This is a genomic window from Pseudovibrio sp. FO-BEG1 (assembly GCF_000236645.1).
Classification (GTDB): domain Bacteria; phylum Pseudomonadota; class Alphaproteobacteria; order Rhizobiales; family Stappiaceae; genus Pseudovibrio.
Map to the genome: position 1 here is coordinate 474,833 of NC_016642.1, position 14,325 is coordinate 489,157.

Annotated in this window: 7 protein-coding genes and 1 tRNA gene; 1 reads left to right on the plus strand and 7 read right to left on the minus strand. The window is 48.2% G+C overall.

Going from position 1 to position 14,325, the window contains the following annotated elements:
- Positions 1-43: 43 nt before the first annotated feature.
- Positions 44-6,811 carry a DUF3320 domain-containing protein gene (locus tag PSE_RS26595; protein WP_014283386.1) on the minus strand — a complete coding sequence of 2,256 codons (6,768 nt, stop codon included), beginning with the start codon at positions 6,809-6,811 and terminating at the stop codon, positions 44-46.
- 375 nt (positions 6,812-7,186) lie between these two features.
- Between PSE_RS26595 and PSE_RS02230 the strand changes: the two genes are divergently transcribed.
- Positions 7,187-7,783 carry a hypothetical protein gene (locus PSE_RS02230; protein ID WP_041767838.1) on the plus strand — a complete coding sequence of 199 codons (597 nt, stop codon included), beginning with the start codon at positions 7,187-7,189 and terminating at the stop codon, positions 7,781-7,783.
- Between the two features lie 21 nt (positions 7,784-7,804).
- Here PSE_RS02230 and PSE_RS26600 read toward each other — a convergent pair whose 3' ends face one another.
- The 6 genes from PSE_RS26600 to PSE_RS02260 form a co-directional block, all read right to left on the minus strand.
- The gene (locus tag PSE_RS26600; RefSeq protein ID WP_148266073.1) at positions 7,805-8,503 is read right to left on the minus strand and encodes a hypothetical protein; all 699 of its coding nucleotides are present in this window, start codon (positions 8,501-8,503) and stop codon (positions 7,805-7,807) included.
- 64 nt (positions 8,504-8,567) lie between these two features.
- The gene (gene dgt, locus PSE_RS02240) at positions 8,568-10,121 is read right to left on the minus strand and encodes a dGTP triphosphohydrolase (protein WP_014283389.1); all 1,554 of its coding nucleotides are present in this window, start codon (positions 10,119-10,121) and stop codon (positions 8,568-8,570) included.
- Positions 10,122-10,296: 175 nt separating this feature from the next.
- Positions 10,297-10,373, minus strand: a tRNA-Arg gene (locus tag PSE_RS02245).
- 112 nt (positions 10,374-10,485) lie between these two features.
- Complete coding sequence (locus PSE_RS02250; RefSeq protein WP_014283390.1) at positions 10,486-11,649, minus strand: DUF1513 domain-containing protein; 1,164 nt, start codon at positions 11,647-11,649, stop codon at positions 10,486-10,488.
- The gene (locus tag PSE_RS02255; RefSeq protein WP_014283391.1) at positions 11,639-12,736 is read right to left on the minus strand and encodes an imelysin family protein; all 1,098 of its coding nucleotides are present in this window, start codon (positions 12,734-12,736) and stop codon (positions 11,639-11,641) included. The genes PSE_RS02250 and PSE_RS02255 overlap by 11 nt, the downstream gene beginning before the upstream one ends.
- Positions 12,736-14,283 (minus strand): di-heme oxidoredictase family protein, encoded by a 1,548-nt coding sequence (locus PSE_RS02260; RefSeq protein WP_051125864.1) that lies wholly within the window; start codon positions 14,281-14,283, stop codon positions 12,736-12,738. The genes PSE_RS02255 and PSE_RS02260 overlap by 1 nt, the downstream gene beginning before the upstream one ends.
- Positions 14,284-14,325 lie beyond the last annotated feature (42 nt).

Consider the following 14,325-nt stretch of genomic DNA (forward strand, 5'->3'; position numbering starts at 1 on the left):
GGCAGAAATAGATCCGCCCATTGATTTGATCTCTTGGGCTTAGTTACTCAGAGCGTGCTCGAAAGTAATCAATTGCTTCCGCGACTCTTGCTCGAATGGCTGCAGCGACGCGGTCATAACCCATTGCTCGGGCAATTGCATTGACCGGGTCCTCTTCTCGGAGCAAATGGGGCTGCTCATCAATGAGACCGGCGATTTCAGCAATTGGAATATCCGTTACAGAGCGCCTGTAATCTTTGTTGACTGCTGGCCTGAAGCCAATGAGTTGCGTTTTGCTATCTTTTTCCCAAACGAAGGTACCTGTTGTTTCCTCGTGAAGGTCAAAGTTCGCAAAGTGCTTCTCAATTTCACGCCGCAACACAGCACCAGTTCTACTCCAACCATGCGCTTTGGTAATGCGCTGCGCCAATGCTGTATCTTTGATTGGCCCTTCATCCGATACAATTTTTCTGATCATCTCCGACAGTGTTGGAGCATATTCAGAGTCATGAAATTTGTCTGGATCCGGTGAAAGGCCAGAAAGGTCTGTCCACTCATATGGCTTTGATGTTGGTGATGGCACATCTGATGCTGAAGTTACAGAGTGATTACCGCGCAATGGAGTGTTCTGTACTGGCTCATTCTTATCAGCCTTTGCCGTTTCCTTGACCTCTTCAAGAGATGTCTCTGGAATGCTTTCATCAAGTTGAGCTTCAAAAGCCAAGCTCTCTTCTTCAAGCTTTGCAGCCTCTGCTGCTTGCTCTTCCCTCAATTTATCTGCCGCACGGCTATCGGCTAACAGGTCTCGAAGCTTTTGATGGATCTCGTCTGCTACATGTTGAGAGTCGTACCACCAATCAGGAGACCAAATACGAAGGATTTCCCAACCTAGATTGCGCAGTACCTGCTCGCGTACTTTATCGCGATCCCGTGCCGTTGCTGAACTATGGTATGTTGCTCCATCGCATTCTACACCAGCAATAAACGCTCCCGGTTTATCTGGGTGTACAATGCCTAAATCTACTCTGAAGCCTGACACTCCGACCTGCGGAACGATTGTCCAGCCTCGCATCTGTAGTGCTTCGGAAACAGCTTCTTCGAATGGGCTATCATAGCCTCCTACAGAACCATCGTCTGAAGCTGCTAGTGCAATCGTGCCTTTTTCAGCAAAGCTCAGGAACTCCTTAAGATGCTTAACGCCGAGGGCTTTCGTCCGAGATGTATCAATAGCATCTGCCGTAACCGTACTGAAAATGAGTAGTTCTTCGCGTGCGCGGGTTACAGCAACGTTTAATCTGCGTTCCCCGCCATCTTTATTGATCGCGCCAAACGACATGGACATCTTGCCAGCAAGGTCAGGTGCAAACGTAATTGAGAACATCATTACATCGCGTTCATCACCCTGAACGTTCTCAAGGTTGCGGACGATAACTGGTTCAATACGTTCATCAGCAAAGAACCATTCCAACTCAGGATGATTACGCAACTCAGCGTCAAACAAGTCCTGAATCAAACTTTGTTGCTGTTGGTTGAAGGTTATTACGCCAAGTGTAGGGCGATCTTCTTCCGGCAGATCAATCCATTTGCGCAGGCGTTTAACCGCTTCTTTGACGATATTCTGGGCTTCTAGCTTATTGGTTCTGCTCTTGCCTCGATCATAAACTGCGTCCGGCGTGTGAACGAGTTTGACAGCACGGTCTGCCACGACAGGTGATGGGAATGTAATCAGCCTGTTTTCGTAGTAGTGCCAGTTGGAGAATGCGATGAGGGACTCGTGGCGACTGCGGTAGTGCCAGTTCAGTTGCAAGTTAGGCAAACCAGAGGCTTTTGCCTCTTCAAGGATACTTTCCAGATCCTTCTCGTAAGCTTCTAGCTCTTCATCATCATCTTGTTCTGAGCGACCAAAGAAGTTGGTTGGAGGCAGCTGCTTAGGATCCCCCACAATGATCGTTTGTGTACCACGTGCGATTGCGCCAACAGCATCCCATGTCGTGATCTGGGAAGCTTCATCGAAAATCACCACATCAAACTGGGATTGGCCTGCAGGAAGATACTGCGAAATTGACAGTGGAGACATAAGAAGGCAGGGAGCCAACTTGCTGAATGTCCCAGGCATAGCTGAGATTACGTCACGAATAGATTTGCTCGGGCGTTTCAAGTTCATCTGGTGACGAAGTGTTCCAAGTTCTGAGCTCTTGGGAACAGCATGCTGTGATGGCAGCTTATGGTTTAGGGCAGATTGTACTTTGTATGCCGCAGTAGCTCGCGCTTGGTCATCCAGTTTTCGGAACTGCTGCAGCATCTCTTCATGCTTGAAGCGCTTAAAACTGCGAAGAACATGAGTGTTATCGATGGCTTCTGGGAGCCACCAGTTTGCAAAAGCAACCGTAAAACGCTTCTCTAAGTCTTCATGAGGAATGAGTTGGTTCTCAATGGCCTCAATAAATGGCGTGAGGTCTTGATTTTCAGCAGTTGTTTTGACTTTCTGCCATTCGGTCCAGACTTGAAGCTGTTTTGAATTGTCGGTCAAGACTTGGAGATCATCCTGCAATCTATGTAAGATTGCAGTCCCTTCAAAATGATCTTTGTTAGAACCTGCTGCGTGGCAAAAACGGCCTAACCCGTCACGGAAGAGCTTCGCAGCTTCAATCAATTTTGCTGCCTGTAACCGTAACGGATCATCAGCACTTCCCTCAGATAGGCTAGTGCGGAGTTCTTCGCTTTCGAAGACTGTGGTATTGCTCAGGTGATTGATATGTCGGAAGGCCTTTGTGCTTTCCTCAGCTAAGTCAAAATATGAGCGAAGTTGGTCAATATCTGTTTGCGTAGCTTCCCATTTAGGTAGGGAGCGCCTATCTCTTTGTTTCGCGAGCGAACTTGTAAAGTCACAGAGTTGCGCAAACTTAACATGAAAATGTTCTTTTGCTTTGAGCAACTTTTGGGATTGTAAACGCAACGGATGATTGAACTCTCCACCCTCTAAGCAAGAACGTAACTGCTTATTCTTGAAGATGGTTGAGTTGCTGAGATGATCGATATGAACGAATACGGCTTTGACTTTCTCAGCTAAGTCAAAGTAAGAGCTGAATTTTTCAACATCTGTCTGCGTTCCATCCCAATTTGGGTAGAAACGTTGATCATCCTGTTTTTGAATTGCATTCAATGCATCTTGCATCTCTCGTAGCTGAAAAATTTCAGTTTCGGGATTTGCGCTACCATTTTTAGTATAGGTTTGTAGCAGTTTTCTTATTTTGCCTTTTGCAAAAGCGGAGAACGGCCACATTTTAGAACAAGCTTCACGCCAATTGTGGTCCAGAGAGTCTACCGGTAATCGCAAGATTGTTGCTTCATCATACGATGCACTTAGTTGTGCCTCTGCTGTCCTAAACCGGATTACATCTTTTTCTAGGTTTTGAGAGGTTGCCTTAATCTCGTCAAAGCGCTCTTCAAATACAACGCCTAACTGCGTTTCCTTTGTTGATTGAACCAGCTCGGCAAACGCACAAACTTCTTCAATATCTTGCAAGCTTAAGGTGTCACTAGCTTTAAAATCACTAAGCTGATTGAAGGTATCCAGTTGACTAAGAAGATCGCTTACAGCTGCTTTGATTTCATCAAAACGCTCTTCAAATACAACACCTGACTGCTTTCTCTGAGCTGATTGGACTAGCTCTGCTAGCGAGCAAATTTCCTCAATATCGCGTAAGATGAGGGTGTCATTTGCTGTAAAGTTTGAGAGACGATTGAAGGCCGTCAATTGATAGAGAAAACTGGATACAGACGCCTTGAGCTTATTGAAGCGCGCTTCAAAGACCTGATCCAGTTTCATATTTTGTGTTGATTGAATTAATTCTGCCAGCGAGCAGATCTCTTCAATATTCTGCAAGATGAGAGTGTCACTTGCTTTAAAATCAACAAGTTGATTGAAGGCATCTAGTTGATGGATCAACTTAGATGCAGACGCCTTGATCTCATCAAAGTGCTCTTCGAACACGATACTCAATGGAGTGTTTTGAGTTGATAAAACTTGCTCTGAAAATGAGCAAATATTTTCTATATCCTGCAGACTAAGTTGTGCCGTTGCCTTGAAATCAACAAGTTGATTGAAGGCATCTAATTGTTCTAGAAATTTGGATGTCACATTCGCAGTTGCTGAGATTACATCCAGTAAGTCATTTTGCCAGCGTACAGACCAATCTTGATGCTTAATAAGGTTAAGAGCGGGGATTGGTTGCACTTCGCGGTGCACGCTGGCGATTTCGCTTACAGTGTCCTGAAGCTGCGCTAGCGTTTCCTTTCCAATGGTCTTGTTGTTATCCCAATTGAGCTTAGGAGTGTAATCATTGGCATGTTTGACGGCTAATCCCAGAGCATCAAACACAGTAAGGCCACAGGCAGAAGGCGTATGAAGGGCATTAATGTAGTCGTTAAGATGATCTCGACGAACCTTAAGCTGCTCATTGATGCGTACCCATTCGCCCGTATCTGGCTTTGTACCTTGCTCCCATGAACTTTTGAGTTGTGCCAGAAACTGCTTGCGTTCTGCTTTGTTTGAATGCAGCTCCAAGCAAAACTCACCCAATCCATGTTCTCGCAAGCGACGATACACAACATCCAGAGCTGCAGTCTTTTCAGCAACAAACAAGACGCTTTTGTTATTAGCCAAACACTGAGCGATCATGTTTGTGATGGTCTGGCTTTTGCCCGTACCTGGAGGACCGACAAGGATAAAGTCCTGACCTTCTACAGCAGCCATGACTGCACTTAACTGAGAGGAGTCGGCAGGAAGAGGGGTGATGATGTCCTTGGGATCGTATTTTACGTCGATATCGCGTTCAGAAGGGAAAGCAGTTGAAACACCCGGCTCAAAAGCTTTGTCTGGATTGTCAATTAAGTGCTTTACGACGCGGTTCTTGCGCAGATCATCAGTACGCTCAACGAGATCCTTCCACATAAGGAACTTTGCAAAAGAGAAGGTTGAGAGTGCCGTCTCATCGACAACTTCAAAGCCCGGCACGTCACGCACTGCTTTCCGAACCATCTCAAATACGTAAGGAACGTCAATGCCGCTCTCATCGGTTGGCAACTTTGTATCGAATGCTGGAAGAGAGAGATTGTAGTCCTTCTTGAGGAACTCCATCAGAGTTGCGTTAAAGCGCACTTCGTCCTCATGGTGCTCCAAGTTGAAGCGGGATGCAGCACTCTTACGCGTGAGTTTGACCGGGATAAGCAGTAACGGTGCTTTATAGGCCTTTTCGTCATCAGCTGACTTCTTCCAGCGCAGGAAACCAACAGCAAGGAACAAGGTGTTGGAGCCGCCCTCGTTCAGATCATTTTTTGCACGCCTGAAGAGCTCCGTAAGGCGTTTGTCCAGTTCCCGCTTCTCAAGTGTCGAAGGAAGTTCATTTCTCGCGATTGCTTGTGCCGCAAACTCTTGATCCAGATCTTGTCCGGTCTTTTTGAGATGTAGATCCTCATCGCGCTCCCCATGAGGGTTCTCTTCCGGCAATGAGATGACACGAATTTTCTTCCTCTCAGCGAGGCGGTCTTCCAGCAGAGGAACGTCAGTGCATAAAAATGGTACCGTTTGCTTAGTCGGCTTAAAGTTCAACAGGCGGTTTCTCAACGACAGATCAAGCAGCTTGTTTTGCCAGCGTGCGATCCTATCCTTTGGAGTACTCGGAGATTCTTCAGCCTCGTCTGTTGGCAGTGCTTCGAAACTAGGGGCTTTGGGCAATGGCAGAGTTGTTGCTTCAAACTCTGGAGCCTCACTGTGATTTTCTGAGGTTACCGCTTGGTGTGAGGCCATGGGGCGGATTTGAGATGCTCTTGCGCGGGCAATATCAATCGCGCCCACGAACTTGGCTTCGTTTTCTTCGTTCGTGTAGCTCTTGGCGATTGCAATTGCTTTTTCAAATTGATCAGCTGGGCGATGAGTAATCCCAGTCGTTTCGAAAACAATAAGCTCGCGTGCAGCAAGTGCTTTTCTGATTTCAGTCGGATCTTGCTCAATGAGCGACGGAAGCGTTGTCTCTCTGAGCCAGAAACCGCAATAACTATGACCCTCAGTGATAAGCACAACAGGATTCAGACCAATTGCCTCGAGAGCAGATGCAAAGAAGAGCGTGCTATCAAAACATGTGGCTAGGCCCTGTTCTCGGATAGTTGATGGGCGCCGAACTTTTTGCCCGTGAACCTCAAAACTCTTGGGCGGCTCAGCGTAAAGCAAGCCCATACCCGCCACCGCTGACCAGAGTGCAGCGCCCAGCATGTAAACTCGTTTAGGGTCCTTACTCTGATATCCGTCCAGAGCTGGTGAATATCCGTATTTAGCAAGAACCTCTCCAGCATCGCGTTGAATCTGAGCGATTGCTGGATCGTTTGGCATAACAAACGCAGCCACAATGCTTGCCATGCCTGCAAAACCGCCCCATTCGTCGCGAGCTAGTAACCGCAATTCTTTTCTGTGCTCAGTGACAAGATCCCCATCAGCATTTCGTAGCTGGAATACGGCAACTCCTTTTTCAGCTTCATCCAGTCCTTGCAGGTAATCTGGGTCTAAAGTCACCTCAAGATTTGAAAGGCTGAGTGTCTCGTCAGCGGGTAAGCGATCAATCTTCCAGCTCTTGGCCTTAGCGAATGACGGAGTGAAGCTTAGCTCTAGCGTCAGATTGTTCTGTGCGTGATCTGCGGAGTTATGCAGTTCGACGAAAGAGAGGAGGGGAACTGAGTTCTGCCAACTCGCATAATTTACAACGCTGGAGATTTTAACGTCGAACGAGATACCGCAATCCGTCTGCTCAGAACGTGTTTCTTGGGTGATCTCCAGCATATTTGCCCCCTAATAAACGAAATGACTTTAAATCAAGCTTTAACGTTCCATTAACACATTGAGGGCCTACGACAACATCCTGAGAAGCCTCTCAGGACAAGGGACATATGAATTCTGAATATAAGTGAATTTTGCTCATTTAAAATCTGATGGAGTTACGCATTTACTATGTAAATGCTCGTATGTTTTTGCTTTTTGTGGTGCTAAGCTCTCAGCTTTACTTCCAAAGCCGGAAAAAACATGCATACACTTATTTTGTAAAGTGATTATTTTGCAGTTAGTTAGATGGAGCAGTTTACTGCTTTAGGTTATGCTATATGATGCTTTGTTGAATTGAGTTTTTGCACTTTGATTGCAGTATTGGGATGTTAATTGATGGACTATTGGCTTGTAGCAACTGTTATTTATTGCGCTTTAGCTATCATCAGCCTTTGGTCTACACTTCGTGCAATACTCGCACCTGTCAAATTGAACCCGGGAGGTATTTCATTTGATAAAACAGGTGCGTTCACAGATGAAGGGAGGCGAAAGTTATCTGAACACTATAGTAGAATTCAAGGAACTTTGGGATTCTGGAAAAGGCGTGCGGTCGCTTATACCAAGTTTCATTACTATTGTGTCTACTGGACGATAATTTCTGGCTGGGCTGTTCCGTTGTTAGGAGCTGTTATCCCCTTAGAAAGCGATACTTCTTCTAAATGGTTACTCGTCGCTATCTCATCGCATGTGGCTCTAGCGTTGAGCTTTCATCGAGGACTAAAAGTTGCAGAAGGAATGAAAGCTTTTAGGTTGGGTGAATCTGAGTTTTATGACACTTATCGGCGTTTGATGGACCGCCCAGATTCATTTGGTGAAACAGAGGAAAATCAAATTACCAAATATTTTATTGAGGTTGAGCGGATACGAAAGTTTATTCGGAATGCAGAAACAGAAACAATGCCATCGATATCCGAGAATGCAGAAGCTAAGTGAATGCTGTTTCAGATAGTTTTACTAAAAGAGCTCGTATTGTTTTTGCTGCTTGAACTTTGCGAACGGATCAAAAAAACGTGCTTCATTGGAGGCAAGATAGTTTTCTATGTTTAGAAAAAAGTCAGCCTGACTTATTGAGCTGATGTAGTTTGTTCTAAAGGAGCGGCGTTCGTATCCGAGTAAGTCAGTCCAGCTAACTCTATTAAAACTCTCGGCAATAAAAAGGGATAAGTCGCGCTCCCAGCGCATATCTTTATTGTAGGCGTATCTGAATGCTCGAACGATATTGCCAATTATGTTTGGGTTCTGCTCCAAGTTGACGTTAATCACTCGGTCGCTCAAGCGCTGAAAGTAATCGTCAGAAACATATAATTCTTTGTTTTCAATGTTGTAAATTATAGCGTCGCAATCAAAAAAAGTTGCCTTGCGCAAATCGTCAAAAGTTTCAATACAGCTATGTTGATGGATATGTGCCCAAGTTTCGGGTAATGACCAGACTTCGACCGACCATATGCCAGTGTCAAATGCATACCCGCCAAACCTGTTGCGTTTACCTTTTAGCTGGCGCGCCAAATCATGAAATTCTTCTGGATCTTTGGGGTTGATGACTAGATCAATATCGGAAGAAAATGCTCGATTTCCAGCAAGAGTTATGTCCCGCAACATTCCTCCAACGATTGCCAAGTCGCCAACCTTCTGAAGCTTGGTGATTGTGTCCAATGCCGGCTGCCGGTCTCTACGCCTGCCAGCCGACAAAAAGTACTCAATTTTTGATTTTAGCTTACTAGCTTGCTGTTGGTTGCATTTCGACATAGTGCTGTTTCAATTCACTGTGCAGATCCATGCAAAAACGATCTGTCATACCCGATATCATGTCTGTTAATAATAGCATTTCCCGGTATCGTACAGGGAGATCTTCGCCTTGATGGTATTGTTTTACAGTGCCTTCAAATAACCGCTTGTAATTCTTTGAAATACGGCTGTACACGTAACTCGCAAATGGATTTGAACGACGACTACCAAGTTCATTGTAATCTTCTCGCTGGCTGATGCCCATCCATAGAAAATCCATGAGTTCGTTAATTACATTGTACCCATTCAACTCCAATTGAAGTACAGATTTGTTACTAAAGGCGTTTTGAGCTGCGAAACCTTTCAAGGCTTCATACAAGTGACTGGCTTGTGAGCAGCTTGTTAGATCGCTGTTGAAACGATCCCCCATTATGCTTTCATAATTTTGCTCGAATGCATCAACAACAGCACAGACCATTATGTGTATTGCGTTAACTCTAAATCGCTGTGTTGCAACTTCATTGAGTTCAGACGGTTGGAGGTTATGTGTCGCCAGATCTTCGTGAGCTTTTTTTGCAGATTCGCAAAGATAAGTAATGATAGGATCTGCGGAGCGGGCATCTTTGGGAGTGTTGAGGTCTGTGGCAAGTTTTTGATTGTATCTTTCTAACCATTCAACTAAGTCGTTAAATGATACTAGGCTCTTTTTAATAGAATCTTCAACGTCGATCACTGAATAAGCAATGTCGTCACATGCTTCCATTATTAAGGCAAGTGGATGTCGAGTATTGCCGCTCAATCCCGTGTGCTTTCTCACTTGCTTGACAAGCTTTGCCTCTGCGGTGAAGTATCCAACCTTCTTTCGGGACTTCACATCCTTATCCAACTCGTTAGAGGGGCCAATGTACTTCATCAGCGATGAGAGAGTACCCAAGGTTAAGTTTAATCCTAGGTCATCCCCTAAAACGAGTAGCTTTGATAAAACTCGAAGGCCTTGAGCATTACCCTCGAAATGTAGAAAGTCCTTTTTATGCTGTTTGGTTAGAGAGTTTATGTCTTTAGCTTTCTCACAGTCTCCTTCGGACGCAAATAAGTTGTCTTGATTGCGCGCAAACCAAGCACGTATCGCGTTCTCACCCTGATGCCCAAATGGCGGGTTTCCAATGTCGTGAGCTAGGCCGACAGCTGCCAAAATTGCTGGTAGTTGTCGATTGATATCTTCAACGTCCAGTCCCTCAGCTTTAAATTGGTCTCTAAACTTAATAGCAATTTCGGAACCGATTGAACGAGCAAGGTTTGCAACCTCATAAGAATGTGTCAATCGAGTACGTACACTTTCGATACTTTCTAAAGGAAAGACTTGTGTTTTGTCTCCAAGGCGCCGGAATGGTGAGCAGAATAGAACGCGGTCATGATCTCTTTCCTGCGGTAGCCTAAACTGGTGGTCGCTTAAAAGATCTGGTTTGTTTTGAACTGTCCCAATAGACTGCTTTTTATAGATGTCGCCAAATCTTTCATCGCAAAGAAGTTTTTTCCAAGTCAGCATCGATGTTTACTCATAAATAAAAAGAACAACTTCTTGATATGAGATTCTCTTTATAAAGAGCAACAATTATCATTGCCATCGTGGATGATGTCGTCAGAGTAGCTCGAGTGGTTACTATGTGGTTCCTTTGCTGAAATCCACAGTCACACAAGTCTATCTAAGTTATTGAAAAATATGGCGCACCCGAGAGGATTCGAACCTCTGGCCTCTGCCTTCGGAGGGCAGCGCTCTATCCAACTGAGCTACGGGTGCCTGTATCGGGCGCAAGGGCCCTTGAGGTGCTGTAGTCTTTACCCGATCCTAGGCCGCGCTGCAATGCGCCAATTACAACAACCCTCGAAAATGTGGAAAGGCGCGGGAGAACCTATCCCTCCCGCAAGATACCCAGTGGTGTCAGGTGGTTATCCCAGCTGATGCCTGCGCTTTGGCTGATAATCTGGGCCACATCATCGTCGGTTCCACCAAAGCTGATGGCACCGTTTCCGTCAGTAATTGCAAAGCTTTCCTCGTCCAGCGGAGCCACACCGCAGCCATCGGCAACCTGGTGGAAGCCAATGAACGAACGCTCCGCTACATCCCAGTAGAGGATCTTGCCACCGCGTGGGCAGGAGGCGGCGATCACATCGCCGGTTCGGTTCATCTCCACGCTGCCAACGTAGTTCTGCAGGCCTTGTGTGATCTCCAGAGGCATCTCCAGTGCAGTGGCTGCCTTATCAAGCCCCAGATGCACCATCAATGGAGGTGTCGCATCCTTTGCGCCTTGGAACTGACCACCAACCCAAACGTCCCCATTGCCGTCAAAGCTCATGTGGCGCAGGGAAAGCTGATGCAGGTCAGAACCCAACGCCTGCTTGGCAAGCAGCTCACCGGTCGCGGTGTCAATGAAAGCCACGTTTGGCTGCATGCTGTCCAGATTGAGTTTCTCGCGCCCCTTATCAGGGTGGGTTTCAATCCCGCCATTGGCAACAACAAGCTGGGAGCCATCAGGCGACATCAGCAAGTCATGTGGACCAACGCCATAGCTTTCAAACTCACCAATCCGCTTTGGCTGGTCTCCGGAAAGATCATAGACACCGATCACACCGCGCACATTCTCAAAGTCGTTCTCAGGCGCATACGCCAGGCGACCGTCAGGCGAGAACACGCCGTGCCCGTAAAAGTGCCGGCCCTCGGGAGATGTGAACACGAGAGGCTCCCGCGCACCTGTCAGGTCCGCAAGCACCGCAAAGTTCTCGGGACGACGCGCAAAGGAGAGCAGGCGCATACTGTTGTGATCAAAGGAGATGGCATGACCACGATCCGGCAGGGCGGTTTGATAGAGGATCTCGCCGTCTTCACTGAACACAGCCAGCGCGTAGCTGCCAGTTGGCGTGCGCAGGGCACTGGCAAACAACTGCAGGTCTTCTGTTTCCGCAAATGGCAGACCATTGGCAAAGGACAGAGAGCTGCTGGCGCTGAGCGCAACGCCAGAGGCCGCCAGACCTGTCAGAAACTGCCGTCGGCTCAGAGCAAGGGGGTTAGTCGCCATCAAGCGCATTGAAGCCTCCGGCAAGGCCAAGGTAGCCAGCAAGATCTTCTGCCATCACCACCTTGATGCCATCGATGATGGTGATCAGGTAGCGCAGCTGTTCACGAACTTCAGGCTCTTTGCCTGTGTCCTGCAGCGGCTTCGGCAAGTTGGCAAGCACGCGCTGAGCATTGGAAAATTCAAAGTTGAGAGAGCTGTCCACCCAGTCCTGCTCATCTTCCAGAACCTTGGCATAGCCACCTGCATTTAAAGCACCTTGCAGACCAGCAAGGCTTGCGGAGAGATAAGTCACTGCATTGCCACTGCGGGCAAAAGGCGCCTTCTTCGGGTTGGCTTTTTTCTCGGTCTTGCCAAGCACAACAAGCAGATACTGATCTTTGTCGACAATCAGACCCGTGGTGATGGAGTTGAACACCATCTCCGCAGCTTCTTTGTGGGTGTGCACCACGCCGCCGTCTTTGCTTGGGTTCAGCAGAACCTCAGAGAACCCATCGGGAGAGGCCCATTCCGCTTCCAGCTCCAGTCCGGCACCCACCAGATTGATGCTGATGCTCTCGGCATAGTCACAAAGGAAGACAGCGTCTTTGCCGGTGCCAAGGGTTAGAGAACCATCACTGGCGTAGGAGATGCGCTCCAGCGCCGTCAGGCCCTGCAAGGCGACACTTTTTACGGAGAGCGCGGCAGGCTCACGGACTGTCGGATCCTGCTTGGCGACCACTTTATTGATCTGCCGGCGCACAACACCGCGGCTGTCTGGCAAAAAGGCAAGCCGTTGAGCAAGGTTGTCCTGCGCCATCGGGCCAAATCTCAGAAAATCAACACCTGCCAGTGCAGCAACGGATTTGCTGAAGGCTTCATTGAAGGCCGCAGAGTTGTCTGCATTGGGTGTGGTGCAAAGATCGCCTGTGCTTTTCTCAAGATCAGTAAGCGCGCTGACGAGCTGTTGGGCTGCTGGCCGGATGTACTGTTCAACGCTGGAGCGTGTAAACTGAGCATAGTCCGGAGTATCTGCCGCAAAAGAAGGGCTGGATACTGCGGTAATCGCGGCGAGGGCCAGACTAAAAGTGACAGCGCGCTTAAACTGCATCAAAGAGACTCCAGGAACCGGATCAGATTGGCTCGATCCTTAGCAGGCATTTCAACCACACGTGTTTTGGCAGCTTCTGCTTCACCACCGTGCCACAGCACCGCTTCCAGCAAACCGCGTGCACGTCCATCGTGCAGGAAGAACCTGTGATTATTGACAGTTTCAGTCAGTCCAATACCCCAAAGCGGCGGTGTTTTCCATTCATTTCCGCTCGCGGAACCTGTTGGACGACCATCAGACAAACCTTCGCCCATATCGTGCAACAGCAGGTCTGTATAAGGCCAGATCAGCTGGAACTGATGTTCTGGATTCTCCGCAGTGCGGCTGGTGACATATTTTGGTGTGTGGCAGCTTGCACAGCCTGCCTCATAAAATACCTTCTTACCAGCAAGCACTTGCGCATCACTCACGTCACGGCGGGCTGGCACCGCAAGGTTCTGGGAGTAGAAGGTGACCAGATCCAGTACAGGGTCTGGAGCCTCGGAAACACCAAGGTGTTCTTGCTCGCCATGAGCTTGCTCAAAGCAAACAGTCTGCGCTTCGGTGCAATCGCCGTAGTTGCGCGGATCATACGGAGTTGAAATGCCGATGTCGCCCACAAACGCGCCTGAAGACTGGGATTCGACCGTGGCATTGATTGCCTTCCAGCCAAAGCGGCCAATCTGCTTGGTGTCAGGGTCTGCCGGGTTCACCCAGCTGACGCGGCCAGAAATGCCGTCATTGTCAGCATCATCTGGATCAGCTTGAGAGGTGATGTCAGTTTCTGCAATCGCTTCCAGTAGGCCAAGGCCAATCATCGGCGGCGCAACGCGCGCAGAAATCAGCGCATGCTCAGACATCGGACCGTAAGCAAGGTTCTCGATAGAGTAGCTCGGTTTGCGCAGGGAAGCGACTTCGCCGTCGGAGAGATCCACTTTGATCTCTTCGTAGGTAATTTTCATTTCGCCTTCACCAGGCACACCCGGCACGCCAAAGTTCTGCAATTGGCCGCCATAGGTTGGTTCGGGAAGGAGAGGAACTTCACCGCTCTCGATCAGAGCCCGCTCTTCCGGCGTGGAAGGGGCAACTGAGAGGCGCATGAAGATGGAAACCGGGCGTTCGTCATCAATCGGTGGGCGGCCACGTCCGGCTTTCGGATGACAGCTCTCGCAGGCGCGCGCGTTAAACAGCGGGCCCAGACCATCAGAGGCACGTGTGGAACTTGGGGTAGAGACCCAAAACTTCTGGAAGAGACTTTCTCCAAGACGGAAGTCCTGATGCTTCTCAAAAGGCAGATTAGCACTTGGGAAAGTAAAGACAGCACGATTGAGCGGCTTCCGGGTCGTCGTTTTCCCCGCCTGCATCAATTCAAAGTTTTCAGCTTTAGAGAAATCAGTCGGCGCCTTCAAAACGCGGCTGACTTTTGCTTTATCCCCGGCACTAAGGTCGGTTCGTTGGTCCAGATCAACAGCAGAAGCAGAAGGGATAAGGATGCTGGTAAAAGCGGCGGCGGTAGTGGCTATCACTCCGGCACGGCGGCGAAGTGTGGCTGGAACCATTCCTGGCATATTGGGTGCCTGTATTACATAGGCCTTCACAAAAACGCCAAA